A 15,587-nucleotide genomic window follows, 5' to 3' on the forward strand; every position below is an offset into this window, starting at 1 on the left:
TGTCGTGCCCGGAGAACCCCGCCGCACCCGGAGACCCTCCTTCCCGTGAGACGCACATCGAAATTTTGAGACATGAAAGTCTCAAATGCGCTATCCTCATCTCATGGCAACCGACCGCGACTCCGTCCTGGAAGCAGCCGTGGGCATCCTGTCCCGGCGCCCGACGGCCCATCTCGACGAGATCGCCCGCGCCGCCGGGATCAGCCGCGCCACGCTGCACCGGATCTTCCCGGGCCGGGAGGCGCTGATCCTGGAGGTGGGCGCCCTCGGCCTGCGCCGCTTCTCCGCCGCGCTCGACACCGCGCGGATCGAGGAGGGCAACGCCGAGGCCGCGCTGCGCCGCCTGGTGGACGCGGTGGTCCCGGATGCCGCACTGTGCGCCTTCCTGGCCGGGGAGAACCAGCTGTACGACCACGAGGAGATCAACGACCTCTGGGAGAAGCAGGACGCCCGGGTCCGCGCGCTGTTCCTGCGCGGCCAGCAGGAGGGGGCCTTCCGCGTCGAGCTCTCGGCCGCCTGGTTGAGCGAGGCCTTCTTCGACCTGGTGGCCGGCATCGGCTGGGCCGTGCAGGAAGGCCGGCTCGCCCCCCGCGAAAGCGCGTTCTCGCTCGCCGAGCTGTTCCTCGGCGGTGCTCTACGGAGATCTGATACCCCATGAGTCCCACCCCCGTCGTCACCCGGTCCGGCCCCCGCTGGGCCGGTCTCGGCGTCCTCGTGCTCGCCGTCACCCTGGTGGCGGTGGACGCGACGGTGCTCTCCCTCGCCATCCCCTCGATCACCGAGACGCTCCGCCCGTCCGGCACCCAGCTGCTGTGGATCGGCGACGTCTACTCCTTCGTGCTGGCCGGCCTGCTGGTGTCGATGGGCGCGCTCAGCGACCGGCTGGGCCGCAAGCGGGTGCTGCTGGCGGGTTCGGTCGCGTTCGGCGCGGCCTCGCTGCTGGCGGCGTACGCGCCGGGCCCCGGGTGGCTGATCGTGGCCCGGGCCCTGCTGGGCGTGGCGGGCGCGACGCTCATGCCGTCCACGCTGTCGCTGATCCGCACGCTGTTCCCCGACCCCCGGGAGCGGGCCACCGCGATCGGCGTCTGGGGTGCGGGCGCGGCGGCCGGTGCGGCGCTGGGCCCGCTGGTGGGCGGCGTGCTGCTGGAGCACTTCTGGTGGGGTTCGGTGTTCCTGCTGAACCTGCCGGTGATGGTGCTGCTGCTGGTGTTCGGCGCCTGGCTGCTGCCGGAGTCCCGCGATCCGCGCCCCGGCCGGTGGGACGTGCTGAGCGTGCTGCTGTCGATGGCCGGTGTGATCGGCCTGGTGTACGGCGTCAAGGAGTTCGCCGTGCACGGCCTGGAGCGGTGGACGACGCCGCTGGTGTTCGCGCTGGGCGCGGCCGCGCTGGTGGTGTTCGTCCGGCGCCAGCTCCGCCTGGAGGCGCCGCTACTCGACGTCCGGCTGTTCCGGAACGCGCGGTTCACGGCGGCGGTGCTCTCCTCGCTGATCTGCCTGATCGGCCTGTCCGGCGTGATCTTCTTCATGTCGCAGTACCTCCAGCTGGTCCGCGGCTACTCCCCGCTGCACGCGGGTTTCGCCGAGATGCCGGCCTTCGTCGGCTCGGTGGCGGGCGGCCTGCTGGCGGCCCGCCTGGCGCGGCGCGCGGGTGCCCGCCGGGTGCTGACCGCGAGCCTGTTCGTGATGGGCCTGGGCATCGGCGTGCTGGGCTTCGTCCGGGTGGACAGCGCCTACCTGTTGCTCGGCTCGTCCTTCCTGGCGCTGGGCACCGCCGAGGGCGTGGTGTACGCCCTCTCCTCGGACTTGGTGCTGGGGGCCGCCCCGGCCGCCAAGTCGGGCGCCGCCTCGGCGGTGTCGGAGACGGCGTACGAACTGGGCGCGGCGCTGGGCATCGCCCTGGTCGGTTCGATCGTGACGGCCCTGTACGCGGGGTCGCTGTCCGTCCCGGCGGGCGTCGGTCCGGCGCTCGCGGAGCGGGCCGGCCAGTCGCTGGGCGGCGCCCAGGAGGTCGCGGCGGGGCTCCCGGCGGGCCCGGCCGGGCAGCTGCTCGCCAGTGCGGACGACGCCTTCGTGCACGGCATCACGACCGCGGCCTGGGTCTCGGCGGCCCTGCTGCTGGCGGCCGCCGCCCTGGCCCACCGCCTGCTGCGCCACCGTCCCGCGACCGCCGCCGTCCAGGAGCGCGTCCGAGGGGACGCCCAGGAGCGTGCCCGGGAGCTCGCCCAGGAGCACGCCCACCGCTGAGCCCCGGTCACGAGTGGTCCCCCAGGCCCGCCAGGCCCGCCAGGCCCGCCACCAGCCGGTCGGTGTCCTGCCGGGTCCCCCCTCGGACGGGGCGATCCGCGCCCGGGCCGTAGCCGGACACGGCGGTGATCGCCCCGGCGGCGGCCTGCGGGCACCCGGGAACCGAACCCAGGACCGGAACCGGGCGGGCCGGGCAGTGCGCACCCGCCACACGTATCTCGGTGCCCGCGCCGCCGATCTGACGACCCGTCGGGCTCCCCCCAATGGCGCAGCGCCGCTGGCCCCGGGTGGCGCCGGGCTCCGACGATGGGGGCGTAGGGCGGAGGCGGACGTCAGGTCGCGCCGTGTCCGGACGCGGGCCGTGGGCCTGCCGGAACGACCGCGGCGGGCACGGGCCCGGCGCGGTTCTGAACGAAAGGGTGCGCGATGCGAGACGCGGAGCGGGGCGGTTCGGGCCGGGGGTTGGTCCGGCAGGGGCCGGTGGGGCCGCCGAGGCGGTCGGAGCGGCGCCCGGTGCGGCGCCGCCTGCGGGTGTCGCTGGCGGTGGCCGGGGTGGTCGCCGGGATCACGGTGGTCGCGGCCTGCGGCGGCACCTCGGGTGAGAACCCGGTGCAGGCGGCGATGTCGACGTTCACGGTCGGGGCGCCGGAGACGGCGAGCTTCTCGGGCGAGCCGCCGTCCGCCTTCGCCTCGGCGCACGAGTCGGCACTGGCCTCGGTGTCGGCGGCGAAGGCCTCCGCCTCGGAGCGCGCCGCCTCGTTCGAGGCCTCGGCGAACGCCCAGCTCCAGGCCACCCGGACGAAGGCGCAGGAGGTGCTGGCGAACGCCCCGACGACGGGCGAGGCCCCGGGCTCGGGCAACGGGACGACGGACGTGACGCTGACCGGCGTGCCGAACTCGGTCTCCGGCGACCTGAACGCGGCGACGGTCACGGTCACCAACAGCACCCTGGACACCCGCTCCTACGCGATCCAGGTCGACTTCACCGACAGCAGCGGCAAGAGCGTGGACAGCCAGGCGGTCGGCGTGGAGAACCTGGCGGCGGGCGCGACCGCGAACCCGGTGGTGTTCAGCAAGGTGCGGGAGACGCACCTGATCCCGGTGGTGGTGCGGGCCTACCGCTACTGACCCGCCCCGCACGTGGAGGCGCCCGCGCGCTCAGCAGGTACGAGCGCGCGGGCGCCGTCGTGCCGCGGGCCTTCCACCGCGGTGCGGGCGTTCAGTTGACGGACCGGAGGATGACGTCCTCGTAGTCCCAGCCGGGGTCGTCCGCGCCGTCCGGTCCGGTGTCGAGGCCGGACGGTTCGGCGAGGGCTTCGGCGAGGGCTTCGGCGAAGGGATCCGCGGCCTCGTCGGGGAGGAGGTCGGTGCGGCCGGAGCCATCGGGGTGCGGTTCGGCGGTCCGGAGTTCGGTCCGCTCGGCGGTTCGTCCACTGTGGGTGTCCATGGATCCATAGTGGTTCGGGCCGCCGGTACGGGCTCGGTGCCCGGCCGCAGAGCCCCCCGATCGGGTGTACGGGTGGTTCCTACCCCGGTTTCGGGCACCCGCCACCCGGTCGGCGGCCGTCGCAACCCGTGTGCGCGAACCCGGCTGGCCGGAGCGGGGGCGCGACCTTAGCTTCGAGGCGGCGGATGTGCCCATGCCGTCCGCGACCGCCACTTCCGGAAGCCGGCTCCTCTTCGATGACTCCTCTCCTCGCCCCGACGCGCCCGCTGGTGCGGGTCGCCGCCGTCCTGCTGTCCTGCGCCGCCTCGGTGCCCGCCGCGCTGGCCGCCGCCCCGGCGGCGGCCGCCCCCACCGGTCCGACCGTCCATCGGGTCCCGCCCGGTGCCTCCGTGCAGGCCGCGCTGGACGCGGCCGCCCCGGGCGACGTGGTGGAGCTCGCCGCCGGCCGCTACCCGGGCAGCGTGACCCTCGCCACCGACGGCGTGACCCTGCGCGGGCAGGGCTCCGGCACCGTCCTGCTGCCCGATCCGGCCGACCGCGGCAGCTGCGCGCGGGCCGGTGACGGCATCTGCGTGGCGGGCAGCGCGGACGAGCGGGGCGTGCCGGTGCGGACGCTGTCGGGGGCGGTGGTGGAGTCGCTGACGGTGTCGGGCTTCCCGCGCAACGGCATCGGCGCGGCGGTCACCGACCGGCTGACGGTGCGCCGAGTGGCCGTGCACGACAACGGCCGACAGGGCATCAGTGTCGAGATGTCGACACGTACCGTGCTGACCGACAACGAGGCCAGGGACAACGGCCAGGCCGGGATCTTCGTCGCCAACTGGTACGACCGCAAGGGCGGCGCGCTGGAGACCCGGGGCACCGTGGTGTCCGAGAACCGGCTGACCGGCAACCGGATCGGGCTGCAGCTCCGCCGGGTCCGCGACCTGACGGTGGAGGCCAACCTGGCGTTCGGGAACTGCGGCGGCGTGTTCGTGGTCGGCGACGACGGGGTGCCGCGCGCCGGGGCGCTGACCGTCCGGGACAACGTGGTGCGGGCCAACAACCGCTACTGCCCGCCCATCCCCCGGCTCGACTCCGTCCAGGGCACCGGCATCCTGCTGACCGGCACCGAGGACGTCACCGTCTCCGGCAACCAGGTCTCCGACCACAGCGGGACGTCGCCGATGTCCGGCGGCATCGTGCTGTACCCGAGCGCGGTCGGCGCGCCCAACGCCCGGGCCACCGTCACCGGCAACGCGCTGCGCCGGAACCTGCCCGCCGACCTCGCCGACCGGGACCCGCACGGCACCGGCAACACGTTCGCCGACAACGCCTGCGACGCCTCCGAGCCCGCCGGCCACTGCTGACGCCCCGCCGGACGCGTCCCCCCGATCTCCGCGGTCCCCGCGGTCCCCACGGTCCCCGCGACCTCCGATCTCCGATCTCCGATCTCCGACGAAAGGCCACGCCCATGACCTCCGCCCCGACCAGCACGACCGCCCCGCCGAGCACCGTCCTCCCGCCCGACCCGACGGCCGGGGCCGTCCCGCCCGCGATGCTGCTGCGCGAGCTGGTGTTCGGCGCCGCCTGCGCGGGCGCCGTCCGCGCCGCCGCCAGCCTGCGGCTGCCCGACGCGCTGGACGAGGAGCCCGCCTCCGCCGAGCGGTTGGCCGAGCGGCTGGGCGTCGAGCCCGGCCCGCTGCGGCGCCTGCTGCGCGCGCTGGCCTGCTACGAGGTGTTCGCCGAGGACGCCGACGGCCGCTACCGGCACACCCAGCTGTCGCGCCTGCTGCGCTCCGACGAGCCGGGCAGCCTGCGCGACATCGCGCTGTGGTGCACCGAGCCGTGGACGTGGCAGTCCTGGTCCCGGCTGGACGACGCGGTGCGCACCGGGCGCAGCGTGTTCGGCGACGCCTTCGGCAAGGAGTTCTTCCACTACCTGCACGACGACGCGCCGGAGTCCGCGGCGCTGTTCAACCGGGCGATGACCCAGTCCAGCCGGCAGTCCGCGCAGGACCTGGCCGACTTCCTGGACCTGACGGGCGTCTCCTCGGTGGCCGACATCGGCGGCGGGCAGGGCCAGGTGCTGGCCGAGCTGATGGAACGCCACCCCGGCCTGCACGGCACCCTGCTGGACCTGCCGAAGGTGGTGGAGCACGCGGACCCGCGGCTGCTGCCCGGCGGCCCGCTGGCCGGGCGGGCCCGGCTGGTGCCGGGTGACTGCCGCACCGCCGTGCCGGTGCAGGCCGACCTGTACCTGGTGAAGAACATCCTGGAGTGGGACGACGACTCCACCCGCCGGACGCTGCGCAACCTGCGCGAGGTGGCCCGGCCGGGGGCCCGGGTGGTGATCGTGGAGAACCTGGTGGACGACTCCCCCTCGATGCGGTTCACCACCGCGATGGACCTGCTGCTGCTGCTGAACGTCGGCGGCGCCAAGCACACCCTGGGCAGCCTGACCGCCCTGATCGCCGAGTCGGGCCTGGTCCTGGACGCGGTCGCCCCGGTCAACCCGTACCTGCACGCCTTCTCCTGCACGGTGGCGTAACGGCACGCACGGAGGGGCCGTCCGGAACTCCGGACGGCCCCTCCGTTGCGTTCAGCGTTCCCAGCGGTAGAACTCGTGCGCCATGGCGTCCTTGGGGCTGCGCCAGGTCGTCGGGTCGTAGGCGTCGACGTAGACCGCGAGGCGTTCGCTGACGTCGCGGAACTCGGGGTGCTGGGCGTACTTGGCGACCTCCGGTCCGGCGGGGCGCTCGGACTCGATGAGGTGCAGGTAGACGTCGCCGAACTGGAACAGGCTGCGGCCGGTGACGCCGATCAGGCCGGGCAGGGCGCCGCGGTCGGAGTCGGCGAAGACGCCGGCGATGTGGTCGGCGGTGCCGGGCTTCATCCGGGCGACGATCAGGGCGCGGTGCACGTCGTTCACCGGGCCGCTCCGGCACGGTGCTCGACCTTGGCGCGGATCAGGTCCATCTGGACCTTGGAGTTCTGGTTGATCCGGTCGGTCATGCCCTGGTCGTCGACGGGGGCGGTGGGCTTCATCGCGAAGTCCTGGATCCAGCGCATGCTGGTGCCCTGCGGCACCTCCTCGTACTCCCAGCGGATCTCCATGAACTCGAACGGGCCGGGTTCGACCCGGCGGGCCCGGACGGTGAGCTTGTCGCGGTCGGCCTCGCGCTCGGAGACCCAGCTCCAGACCTGGCCGTTCTCGTCGGGGTGCATGGTGAGCCGGAAGCGGACCAGCTGGCCCTGCCGGTCGAGGACCTCGACGGCGGCGTACTCGCTGAACAGCTGGGGCCAGTTCTCCAGGTCGTTGGTGACGTCCCAGACCAGGTCGAGGGGGGCGTTGATGACGATCGTGTTGTCGGTGTGTCCGGGCATCTCAGGCACCAGCCTTCACGGAGGAGTTGACGGTCTGCATGAACTCGGCGACGGGGCGGCCGAGCAGGTCGGAGGAGTCGATGGAGACGCCGTAGCGGTTCTCCACGTCGGCGAGGACGCCGAGCACGCCGAGCGAGTCGACGCCCAGGTCGAGGAACATGCAGCCGGGGTCGGCGAGCTCGTCGACGGTGACCGCGACGCCGGCCCGGGTCTTGATCAGGGTGGCGAGTTCCTCGTAGGTGATCTCGGAGGCCATGTCGTGCTCCTTGGAGTCGGGGTGGGTCGGGGTGGGTCAGGGGTGGCGCAGCACCAGGGCGGAGTTGGAGCCCATCAGGCCGCGGCTGAGCACCAGGGCGGTGCGCAGTTCGGCGGCGCGCGGGCGGCCGGTGACCAGGTCGAGGCCGTGCGGGCTGTCCGTGGTGTGCGGGGTGGGTGGGACCAGGCCGTGTTCGAGGGCGAGCACGGCGGCGGCCACGTCCAGGGCGGGGGCGCCGCAGTGGGCGCGGCCGAGGCCGGCCTTGGGGGCGGTGACGGGGACGCGTTCGGCGTGCTCGCCGAGGACGTCGGCGAGGGCGAGCGCCTCGGCCCGGTCGGCCTCGGGGACGCCGAGGGCGTCGGCGAAGACCACGTCGACCTCGTCGGGGGCGCAGCGCGCCTGGGCGAGGGCGTCACGGACGGCGCGGGCGAGTCCTCCGCGGCTCTCGGCCCAGCGGGCCGCGCCGGTGAAGGTCGCGCTGTGGCCGGCGATCCGGGCCCGCGGGCGGGCGCCGCGCAGCCGGGCGGTGTGCTCGTCCTCGACGACGAACATCGCGCCGCCCTCGGCGGGGACGAACCCGACCGCGTCGCTGCCGAACGGGCGGTAGGCGCGTTCGGGGTCCTCCGCGGTGGAGAGCCCGGGGTAGCCGAGTTGGCAGACCATCGAGTAGGGGGCGATGGGTGCTTCGGCGGCGCCGGCCAGGACGGCGTCGGTGCCGCGGGCGACGGCCCGGGCGGCGTGGGCGAGCGCGTCGAGGCCGCCGGCCTCGTCGGAGGCGACCACGCCGCAGGGGCCCTTGAAGCCGCCGCGGATGGAGATCTGGCCGGTGGAGGCGGCGTAGAACCAGGCGATCGACTGGTAGGGGCCGACGTGGTGCGGCCCCTCGGCCCACAGGTGCTGCAGTTCGCGCTGGCCGAACTCGCCGCCGCCGGAGCCGGCCGCGGTGACCACGGCGACGCCGAACGGGTCGTCGGGGTGGTCGGCCAGGTCGGCGTCGGCCATGGCGAGTTCGGCGGCGGCCATCGCGAAGTGCGTGAACCGGTCGGTCTGGACCAGGTAGCGGGCCTCGACGTACTGCTCGGCGTCGAAGCCGCGCACCAGGCCGGCGACCTTGAGCGGCAGGTGCTCGCAGCCCTCCCGGTCGATCGGGGCGAGCGCCGAGCGGCCCTCGCTCAGCGCCTTCCAGTAGTCGTCGGCGCCGATGCCGTTGGGGGCGACCACGCCGATCCCGGTGATCACCGCGCAGCGCTCGTTCATGCGGCCGCCTCCACTTTGCTCAGCACCACCGCGGACTGGAAGCCGCCGAACCCGCTGCCCACCGACAGCACGTGGCGCAGCGACAGTTGGCGGGCGGTGCGGGGGACGTAGTCCAGGTCGCACTCGGGGTCGCGCTCGGTGTAGTTGGCGGTGGGCGGGACGACGCCGTGGTGCAGGGCCAGGGTGCAGGCGACGAGTTCGATGGCGCCGATCGCGCCGAGCGAGTGCCCGACCATCGACTTGATGGAGCTCATCGGGGTGCGCCGGGCGTGCTCGCCGAGGGAGCGCTTGACGGCGGCGGTCTCGTGCCGGTCGTTCTGCTTGGTGCCGGAGCCGTGCGCGTTGACGTAGTCGACGTCCTCGCCGTTGATCCGGGCGTGCTCCAGGGCCCGGTCGATGGCCCGGGACATCTCCAGGCCGTCCTGGGTGAGGCCGGTCATGTGGTAGGCGTTGCCGAAGGTGGCGAAGCCGCCGAGTTCGGCGTAGATCCGGGCGCCGCGCCGCCGGGCGTGCTCCCACTCCTCCAGCACCAGGACGGCGCCGCCCTCGCCGAGGACGAAGCCGTCGCGGCCGGCGTCGAAGGGGCGGGAGGCGTGCTCGGCGTCGTCGTTGCGGGCCGAGGTGGCCTTGATCGCGTCGAAGCAGGCGACGGTGATCGGGGAGATCGGCGAGTCGCAGGCTCCGGCGAGGACCACGTCGGCGCGGCCCTCCTCGATGGCGAGCGCGGCGTAGCCGACGGCGTCCAGGCCGGAGGTGCAGCCGGTGGAGACGGTCTGCACGGGGCCGTGGGCGCCGACCTGTTCGGCGACGGCGGAGGCCAGGGTGGAGGGCGAGAACGCCCGTTCCAGGTGCGGCCGCGCGGGCCGGTGGTCGACGCCCCAGTGCTCGCCGCGGCTGCTGACCAGCACGTAGTCGCGTTCCAGCCGGGTGGTGCCGCCGACGGCGGTGCCGAGCGAGACGCCGATCCGCCAGGGGTCCTCGCGTTCGGGGTCGAGCCCGGCGTCGGCGACCGCCTCGGCGGTGGCGACCAGCGCGAACTGCACGTACCTGTCGTTGCGGTCGACCTGTTCGGGGGTGAGGCCGTGCGCGGCGGGGTCGAAGTCGCACTCGGCGGCGATCCGGGAGCGGAAGCCCTCCGGGTCGAACAGGGTGATGCCGCGGGTGGCGGTGCGGCCCTCGGTGAGCAGCGACCAGAACCGGGGGACGCCGATGCCGCCGGGGGCGACCACGCCGATCCCGGTCACCGCGACCCGGCGCGTCACGAGGCCGCCCCGGCCGGTTCCGGCGGGCCCGCCTCGGCGGCGCTCTCCTCGGTGTCGACGTGGCCGAGTTCGGGGCGCGGGGCGAGCGGCCCGAGGTGGAAGACCATCCGGGCCTCGGTGCTGCCGACGTTGCGGAAGCGGTGCCGCATCCCGATCGGGATCATCAGTCCCTCGTCGGGCCGCAGGCGCTGCGGCACGCCGTCCAGGTCGACCTCCAGCTCGCCGGAGATCACGAACACGAACTCCTCGGAGTACGGGTGGTAGTGCTCGCCGATCCGGTCGCCCGGTTCGACGATCGCCACTCCCATGAATCCGCTGGTCGCGCCGACCGCCGGCGGGGTGAGCATGGCCCGCAGGTCACCGCCGCGCTTGCGGTTGGGGGGCGCGTCGTCGACGTGGATGATGCGTGGCATCTCGGTGGTCACGGTGGACTTCCTCTCGTGGCGGGGGTTGGGTGGGCGTACGGGGGGGGGACGGGAAGGGTCAGTCCTCGGCCGAGCTGCGGTCGGTGACGAGGGTCATCGCGCACTCGGCGAGCAGGCGGCGCAGGCCGTCGGGGGTCCGCTCGGCGGGGCCGGCGAGCTTGCCGAGGACGGCGGCGGAGCGCGGGCCGGCCAGGCCCAGGGCGGCGGCCGGGTCGTCGGCGGGGTCGCCGAGCAGGTCGACCAGCCGGACCACCAGGTCGTCGTGCCGGTAGACGGTGGCGCGCACCAGCGGGCTGCCGGGGTCGGCGGCGGCGTGCTCGTCCTCCTCGGAGAGCAGCTCGGCGAGGGCCGCGCCGGCGCCCGGGCGGACGGGGTACAGGTAGGCGTGGCGCTGCACCGGGCCGGTCTTCAGGGCGGCGTGGTGGTGGGCGGCGGGCAGCGCGGCGCGCTGGAAGAAGTCGCGGGCGGACAGCGGGTCGTCCAGGTCGCGGTCCTCCTCCAGGTACGGGTTGATCGCCTCCTCGACGGCCCGCACCTCGGGCTGCCGGGCGACGTGCCGCAGCGCGGCGGTCAGGTCGCCGGCCACCTCGACGCAGCGCACCACCCGGTTGCCCCGCATGAACAGCGAGGTGCGCAGCAGACGGGTGGTGTCGTCGACCCGGGCCTGCGGGGAGCGGTAGCCGGCCAGCAGCTCGGCGGCCTTGGCCTCGGCGCCGGGCTCGACGGTGAAGCTGAGCGCGTGCCGGACCACGCCGTCCGGGCCGGGGCGGGGGGTGCCGGCCACGCCGGGGTGGTGCTCGCCGGGGCGCAGCGGCGGGGCGGTGGTGTCGGTGGCGGTGGTGCCGTGGGTCTCGCGCAGCACGGTGTAGCGCAGCGAGCGGTTGTCGCGGACGCAGCCGTGCATCGGCTTGACCATCTCGCGGTGGGCGGGGCTGTCCACCCAGGCCAGGAACGGTTCGGCGCTCTCCCACTCGCTGGTGATCAGCCAGCGGGACGGGTCGTCGATGGACTGGCAGAGCTGGTCGCTGACGTGGCCGGGGACGGCCGAGACCTGGTAGCGCAGCAGTTCGTACGCCTCCAGGAAGCGGTCCTGGGCACCCTCGTAGACCTCCAGCATCAGGATGACGCGGAGCCGGCCCGGGGTGGGGCGGGCGGCGGCGGTGGTGGTGGTCTCCTCGGGGGCGGAGAGCAGGGTCATGGTGGCGGATTCCTGTCGTCGGTTCGCGGTTCGTCTGCACCTGGCCCTCCGCCGGTGGCGGGCCCCGGCCGGTGACGGCCGGGACGCTCGGCGGACGGGCGATGGTTCGCCCTCGATCGTCAGCTTGCGGCGGGCCCCGCGCGAGACTTCGGGGCCATCCGGGCGAAGCACCCTGAGTGGCCGTCAGGGACGGGGGATGGATGTCAGCTCTGGCGCGCACCGCGCCCGGCACGGATGGAGCAGAGTTGATGAACACACAGATGGCGGACCGGGTTCCGGTCCTGATCGCGGGCGGTTCGCTGGTGGGGCTGTCGGCCTCGCTTTTCCTCGGTCGGCTCGGCGTCCCCCACCTGCTGGTGGAGCGGCACGCCGAGACCTCCCGGCACCCCCGCGGCCGGGGCAACAACCTCCGCACCATGGAACTGTTCCGGGTCGCCGGGGTGGAGGACGACATCCGGGCCGCCGCGTCGGTGCTGGCCGGCAACCACGGCATCCTGCAGGCCGAGACGCTCTCCGGCGGCGAGCAGGAGTGGCTGTTCCGGGAGATCGACCCGGGCGGCGGCCTGGCCAGGTTCAGCCCGTCCGGGTGGTGCCTGTGCAGCCAGAACGACCTCGAACCGGTGCTGCTGCGGCACGCCGCCCGGCGCGGCGACATCCGCTTCAACACCGAGCTGCTCTCCTTCGAGCAGGACGCCGACGGGGTGACGGCGCTGCTGCTCGACCGGGCCACCGGCGAGGAGCGCCAGGTCCGGGCCGACTACCTGGTCGCCGCGGACGGGCCGCGCAGCCCCGTCCGGGAGCGCCTGGGCATCGGGCAGTCGGGGCGCGGCGACCTGTTCCACAACGTCTCGGTCACCTTCCGGGCCAAGCGGCTCGCCGAGGTGGTCGGCGACCGGCTGTTCATCGCCTGCTACCTGACCGACCCGGCCGGCGCGGGCGCGCTGCTGCCCGTCGACAACCAGGAGCAGTGGGTCTTCCACCTGCCCTGGCACCCCGAGCGCGGCGAGCGCGTCGAGGACTTCACCGACGCCAGGTGCACGGCGCACATCCGGGCCGCGGCCGGCGTCCCCGACTTGGACGTGGAGATCACCGGCCGGGCGCCCTGGCACGCCGCCGAACGGGTCGCCGACCGGTACGCGGCCGGGCGGGTCCTGCTGTGCGGCGACTCCGCCCACGAGATGCCGCCCACCGGGGCGTTCGGCTCCAACACCGGCATCCAGGACGCGCACAACCTGGCCTGGAAGCTGGCCGCCCTCCTCGGCGGCTGGGGCGGGCCGCGCCTGCTGGAGTCGTACGGGACGGAGCGGCGGCCGGTCGCCGTGCAGACCGCGGCCCGGGCCGCGGCCCGCTCGGTGGAGCACCAGCACCCCGGCTTCGACGCGGCGCCGGTCGGCGGGCCGCGCACCAACGTCCTGGCGGTGGCGCTCGGCTACCGCTACACCGAGGGCGCGCTGGTCGGCGCGGACGCCACCGCCGGGGTCGTCCCGGAGCGCTTCGCCGCGACCGGGGAGGTCGGCACCCGGGCCCCGCACCTGTGGCTGCGCGACCGCGAGGGCGCCCGGATCTCCACCCTGGACCTGTTCGAGCGCGAGCCGGTGCTGCTGGCGCCCGCGGCGGGCGGCGGTCAGTGGCCGGAGGCGGCGCGGGCGGTGGCCGAGCAGACGGGGGTGCCGATCAGGTGCCTGCTGGTCGGCGAGGGCGGGGACCTCGTCCCCGAGCCCGTCCCCGACGCCCCCGCGGCCGGGCCCCGCCCCGCCGGTCCGAGCGGCTGGCCCGCCGTCTACGGGCTGCGCGAGGGCGGCGCGGCGCTGGTCCGCCCGGACGGCTTCGTCGGCTGGCGCGCGAGCAGCCCGGTCGGGGACCCGGTGGCGGCGCTGCGGGTCGCGGTGCGGGGGGTCGCGGGGCTGTAGGGCCCGGAGAGGACGTCGGGAGGCGACATCAGGGGCCCGGGAACGGCGGGACCCGGGCCCCTGTCGGGGCTCTCCCCAGCTCCCTGACGGTGCTTCAGTGGCGGGCCGCGGCCAGCAGGGCGAGCAGGACGAAGACGAGGACGACGGCGAGGCTGAGCTGGAAGGCGGCGGGGTAGTCCGCGGGGGTGTGCAGGTGGGAGAAGAAGGTGGCTCCGACGGTGGCGATGCCGGCGGCGGAGCCGATGCGCTGGGCGGTCTGCAGGACGCCTCCGGCGGAGCCGGCGCGGGAGACGGGGACGTCGTTGAGGGTGAGCGCCTGGTTCGGGGAGACGACCAGGCCGCTGCCGAGGCCGGCCAGCAGGAGCGGGAGGGCGGTGGCCCAGCCGACCTCGGGGCCGTCGAAGAGGTGGACGGCGAGGGCGGCCAGGGCGAGGCCGACGGCGACGGTGGTGAGGCCGGCGGTGATCAGCCGGCGGCCGTAACGGGTGACCAGGCGGCCGCCGACGGTGGAGGCGACCGCGGAGGCCAGCGCGAAGGGGGTGATGGCCAGGCCCGCCTGGAGGGCGCTGTAGTGGCGGCCGGACTGCAGGTAGAGGGTGAAGACGAAGAAGACCGCGGTGAACCCGGCGAAGTAGAGCAGGGAGACCAGCGCGCCGCCGGTGAAGGAGCGGGTGCCGAACAGCTCCGGGTGGACGAGCGGTTCGCGCCGCCCGGCGTAGTGGCGCTCCCACCGGGCGAAGGCGGTCAGGACGAGCGCGGAGCTCGCCAGCAGCAGCCACTTGCGGGCGTCGTGCCACTGCGCCTGGACCAGCGGGAGCAGCAGCAGGACGGTGCCGGCGCCGAGCAGCAGCACGCCGACCGGGTCGAAGTCGCGGCGGGCGCAGGTGTCGGGGGTGGGCGCGGGCAGCAGCCGGTGGGCGAAGGGGAGGGCGGCGATGCCGATCGGGAGGTTGACGTAGAACACCCAGCGCCAGCCCTCGGCGGTGCCGAACGCGGCGATCAGCAGGCCCCCGAGCAGCGGGCCGACGGCGGTGGAGAAGCCGATGGTGGTGCCGAGCAGGCCGAAGGCGCGGGCCCGTTCGTCGCCGCGGAAGAGCTGCTGGATGAAGCCGGAGACCTGCGGGACGAGCAGCCCGCCGGACATGCCCTGCAGCAGCCGGGCGACGACCAGCCAGGTCTCGCCCTGGGCGGCGCCGGCCAGCGCGCTGGTGGCGGTGAACAGGGCGAGGCCGGCCAGGAAGACCGGGCGGCGGCCGATCGCGTCGCCGAGCCGCCCGGCCGGGACCAGAACGAGTCCGAAGGCCAGCGAGTAGCCGGAGAGCACCCATTGGAGTCCGGCTTCGGACATGTGCAGTCCGCTGCGCACGGACGGCAGGGCGACGTTGACGATCGACACGTCGAGCAGGGTCATGAACCCGGCGACCAGGCATACCGCGAGGGCCCGCCAGCGGCGCACCTCGGGGGCCTGGGTGCCGGCTGTCGTGGGCTGGGTGGCCATGCGGGAGTCCCTTCCGTCCGGCGTCCAGTCTCGGAGGCGCGGGCGGCGGCGGGCGGGCGACGCGCCGGGGACGGGGGCCGGTCGGTTGACGCCGGGTCAGCGGGCGGGCGGCAGGTCGAGCGGGATCCGGCGGGCGTCGGCGGCGGCGGGCGGGGTGGCGCCGAGGTCGGTGAGCGTGGTGATCACCACCGAGTCGGGGCCGGTGAGCCAGTTGCTGGTCTTGGACTGGACGGTGACGTCCTGGGTCTGCGGGGTGCCGTCGCAGACGACCAGGGTCGGCGAGGTGCGGGTGGCACCGAAGGCGATGGTGGCGGGGTCCTCGGGGTCGCTCTGCTCGACCGAGGTGTTCAGCGAGCGGGGCTGGTCGGTGGGCGCGCAGGTGTAGGCGAGGGTGACCCGGACCCGGCTGGGGACCTTCGGGTCGATGGCGGCCCCGGTGATCTCGATGGCGGTCGGGGCGGTCGGGGCGGTCGGCGGCGTGCTCCCGGCGGGCTGTCCGGTCCCGGTCGGTGACGGGACGGGCGACGGCGAGGGCGACAGTGACGGCGACGGCGACGGGGCGGGCGACAGGGCGGGCGAGGGCGACAGTGACGGGGTGGGCGACGGGTCGGGCTCGTCGGCGGTGGCCGGGGCGAGGGCGGCCGCGCCGGCGGTGAGGACGAGCAGGCCGATGGCGGCGAGGAGTCGGGGGTGCACGGCGGGCCTTCCGGTCGACGGCGTGGTT

General features: G+C 74.9%; 16 protein-coding genes. 6 read left to right on the forward strand and 10 right to left on the reverse strand.

What is annotated here, in order from left to right; all coding sequences use genetic code 11:
• Positions 1–103 precede the first annotated feature (103 nt).
• From OO48_RS24295 to OO48_RS38505, 3 genes are all read left to right on the forward strand, one after another.
• On the forward strand, positions 104–658 hold the full coding sequence (locus tag OO48_RS24295; RefSeq protein ID WP_033219811.1) for a TetR/AcrR family transcriptional regulator: 555 nt from the start codon (positions 104–106) through the stop codon (positions 656–658).
• Positions 655–2,244: an MFS transporter gene (locus OO48_RS24300; RefSeq protein ID WP_033219813.1), complete on the forward strand. Its 1,590-nt coding sequence runs from the start codon at positions 655–657 to the stop codon at positions 2,242–2,244. The genes OO48_RS24295 and OO48_RS24300 overlap by 4 nt, the downstream gene beginning before the upstream one ends.
• Before the next feature lie 513 nt (positions 2,245–2,757).
• Positions 2,758–3,372: a hypothetical protein gene (locus OO48_RS38505; RefSeq protein ID WP_033219816.1), complete on the forward strand. Its 615-nt coding sequence runs from the start codon at positions 2,758–2,760 to the stop codon at positions 3,370–3,372.
• A 91-nt stretch (positions 3,373–3,463) separates the two neighbouring features.
• Here the strand turns inward: OO48_RS38505 and OO48_RS24315 are convergent, their stop codons facing one another.
• Entirely contained in the window at positions 3,464–3,691 is a 228-nt protein-coding gene (locus OO48_RS24315) for a hypothetical protein (RefSeq protein ID WP_033219817.1), read from the reverse strand.
• 236 nt (positions 3,692–3,927) lie between these two features.
• On the opposite strand from OO48_RS24315, the gene OO48_RS24320 reads away from it, so the two are divergent.
• Together OO48_RS24320 and OO48_RS24325 are read left to right on the forward strand one after the other, a co-directional pair.
• A complete protein-coding gene (locus OO48_RS24320; protein WP_051732670.1) occupies positions 3,928–5,040 on the forward strand; it encodes a right-handed parallel beta-helix repeat-containing protein in 1,113 nt (370 codons plus the stop codon).
• Between the two features lie 104 nt (positions 5,041–5,144).
• A complete protein-coding gene (locus OO48_RS24325; protein ID WP_081952338.1) occupies positions 5,145–6,221 on the forward strand; it encodes a methyltransferase in 1,077 nt (358 codons plus the stop codon).
• A 51-nt stretch (positions 6,222–6,272) separates the two neighbouring features.
• On the opposite strand, the gene OO48_RS24330 is transcribed toward OO48_RS24325, so the two are convergent.
• The 7 genes from OO48_RS24330 to OO48_RS24360 are packed head-to-tail and all read right to left on the reverse strand — an operon-like array spanning position 6,273 to position 11,455.
• Positions 6,273–6,593, reverse strand: a complete 321-nt coding sequence (locus tag OO48_RS24330) for a TcmI family type II polyketide cyclase (protein ID WP_033219872.1) — start codon at positions 6,591–6,593, stop codon at positions 6,273–6,275.
• Positions 6,594–6,598: 5 nt separating this feature from the next.
• Positions 6,599–7,057 (reverse strand): SRPBCC family protein, encoded by a 459-nt coding sequence (locus OO48_RS24335; RefSeq protein WP_033219818.1) that lies wholly within the window; start codon positions 7,055–7,057, stop codon positions 6,599–6,601.
• Position 7,058: 1 nt separating this feature from the next.
• Positions 7,059–7,313 (reverse strand): acyl carrier protein, encoded by a 255-nt coding sequence (locus OO48_RS24340; RefSeq protein ID WP_033219819.1) that lies wholly within the window; start codon positions 7,311–7,313, stop codon positions 7,059–7,061.
• A 36-nt stretch (positions 7,314–7,349) separates the two neighbouring features.
• On the reverse strand, positions 7,350–8,570 hold the full coding sequence (locus OO48_RS24345) for a beta-ketoacyl synthase N-terminal-like domain-containing protein (RefSeq protein ID WP_033219822.1): 1,221 nt from the start codon (positions 8,568–8,570) through the stop codon (positions 7,350–7,352).
• Positions 8,567–9,832, reverse strand: coding sequence for a beta-ketoacyl-[acyl-carrier-protein] synthase family protein (locus tag OO48_RS24350; protein ID WP_033219823.1), 1,266 nt, complete (start codon positions 9,830–9,832; stop codon positions 8,567–8,569). The genes OO48_RS24345 and OO48_RS24350 overlap by 4 nt, the downstream gene beginning before the upstream one ends.
• Positions 9,829–10,257, reverse strand: a complete 429-nt coding sequence (locus tag OO48_RS24355; RefSeq protein ID WP_033219824.1) for a cupin domain-containing protein — start codon at positions 10,255–10,257, stop codon at positions 9,829–9,831. Before OO48_RS24355 ends, OO48_RS24350 begins: the two co-directional genes overlap by 4 nt.
• Positions 10,258–10,315: 58 nt before the next feature.
• On the reverse strand, positions 10,316–11,455 hold the full coding sequence (locus OO48_RS24360; protein WP_033219825.1) for a SchA/CurD-like domain-containing protein: 1,140 nt from the start codon (positions 11,453–11,455) through the stop codon (positions 10,316–10,318).
• A 248-nt stretch (positions 11,456–11,703) separates the two neighbouring features.
• On the opposite strand from OO48_RS24360, the gene OO48_RS24365 reads away from it, so the two are divergent.
• Complete coding sequence (locus OO48_RS24365) at positions 11,704–13,365, forward strand: FAD-dependent oxidoreductase (protein ID WP_033219826.1); 1,662 nt, start codon at positions 11,704–11,706, stop codon at positions 13,363–13,365.
• Between the two features lie 94 nt (positions 13,366–13,459).
• Here the strand turns inward: OO48_RS24365 and OO48_RS24370 are convergent, their stop codons facing one another.
• Together OO48_RS24370 and OO48_RS24375 are read right to left on the reverse strand one after the other, a co-directional pair.
• The gene (locus OO48_RS24370) at positions 13,460–14,863 is read right to left on the reverse strand and encodes an MFS transporter (protein ID WP_033219828.1); all 1,404 of its coding nucleotides are present in this window, start codon (positions 14,861–14,863) and stop codon (positions 13,460–13,462) included.
• A 96-nt stretch (positions 14,864–14,959) separates the two neighbouring features.
• A complete protein-coding gene (locus OO48_RS24375) occupies positions 14,960–15,559 on the reverse strand; it encodes a hypothetical protein (RefSeq protein WP_033219830.1) in 600 nt (199 codons plus the stop codon).
• Between the last annotated feature and the right edge of the window lie 28 nt (positions 15,560–15,587).

It is taken from the genome of Kitasatospora phosalacinea (genome assembly GCF_000716545.1).
GTDB lineage: Bacteria > Actinomycetota > Actinomycetes > Streptomycetales > Streptomycetaceae > Kitasatospora > Kitasatospora phosalacinea.

Bases quoted from the DNA above. Each gene is read 5' to 3' on its own strand.
- OO48_RS24345 (WP_033219822.1), bottom strand. From the start codon at position 8,570: ATGAACGAGCGCTGCGCGGTGATCACCGGGATCGGCGTGGTCGCCCCC.
- OO48_RS24365 (WP_033219826.1), top strand. From the start codon at position 11,704: ATGAACACACAGATGGCGGACCGGGTTCCGGTCCTGATCGCGGGCGGT.
- OO48_RS24320 (WP_051732670.1), top strand. From the start codon at position 3,928: ATGACTCCTCTCCTCGCCCCGACGCGCCCGCTGGTGCGGGTCGCCGCC.
- OO48_RS24340 (WP_033219819.1), bottom strand. From the start codon at position 7,313: ATGGCCTCCGAGATCACCTACGAGGAACTCGCCACCCTGATCAAGACC.
- OO48_RS24370 (WP_033219828.1), bottom strand. From the start codon at position 14,863: ATGGCCACCCAGCCCACGACAGCCGGCACCCAGGCCCCCGAGGTGCGC.
- OO48_RS24300 (WP_033219813.1), top strand. From the start codon at position 655: ATGAGTCCCACCCCCGTCGTCACCCGGTCCGGCCCCCGCTGGGCCGGT.
- OO48_RS24325 (WP_081952338.1), top strand. From the start codon at position 5,145: ATGACCTCCGCCCCGACCAGCACGACCGCCCCGCCGAGCACCGTCCTC.
- OO48_RS24335 (WP_033219818.1), bottom strand. From the start codon at position 7,057: ATGCCCGGACACACCGACAACACGATCGTCATCAACGCCCCCCTCGAC.
- OO48_RS24315 (WP_033219817.1), bottom strand. From the start codon at position 3,691: ATGGACACCCACAGTGGACGAACCGCCGAGCGGACCGAACTCCGGACC.
- OO48_RS24295 (WP_033219811.1), top strand. From the start codon at position 104: ATGGCAACCGACCGCGACTCCGTCCTGGAAGCAGCCGTGGGCATCCTG.
- OO48_RS24360 (WP_033219825.1), bottom strand. From the start codon at position 11,455: ATGACCCTGCTCTCCGCCCCCGAGGAGACCACCACCACCGCCGCCGCC.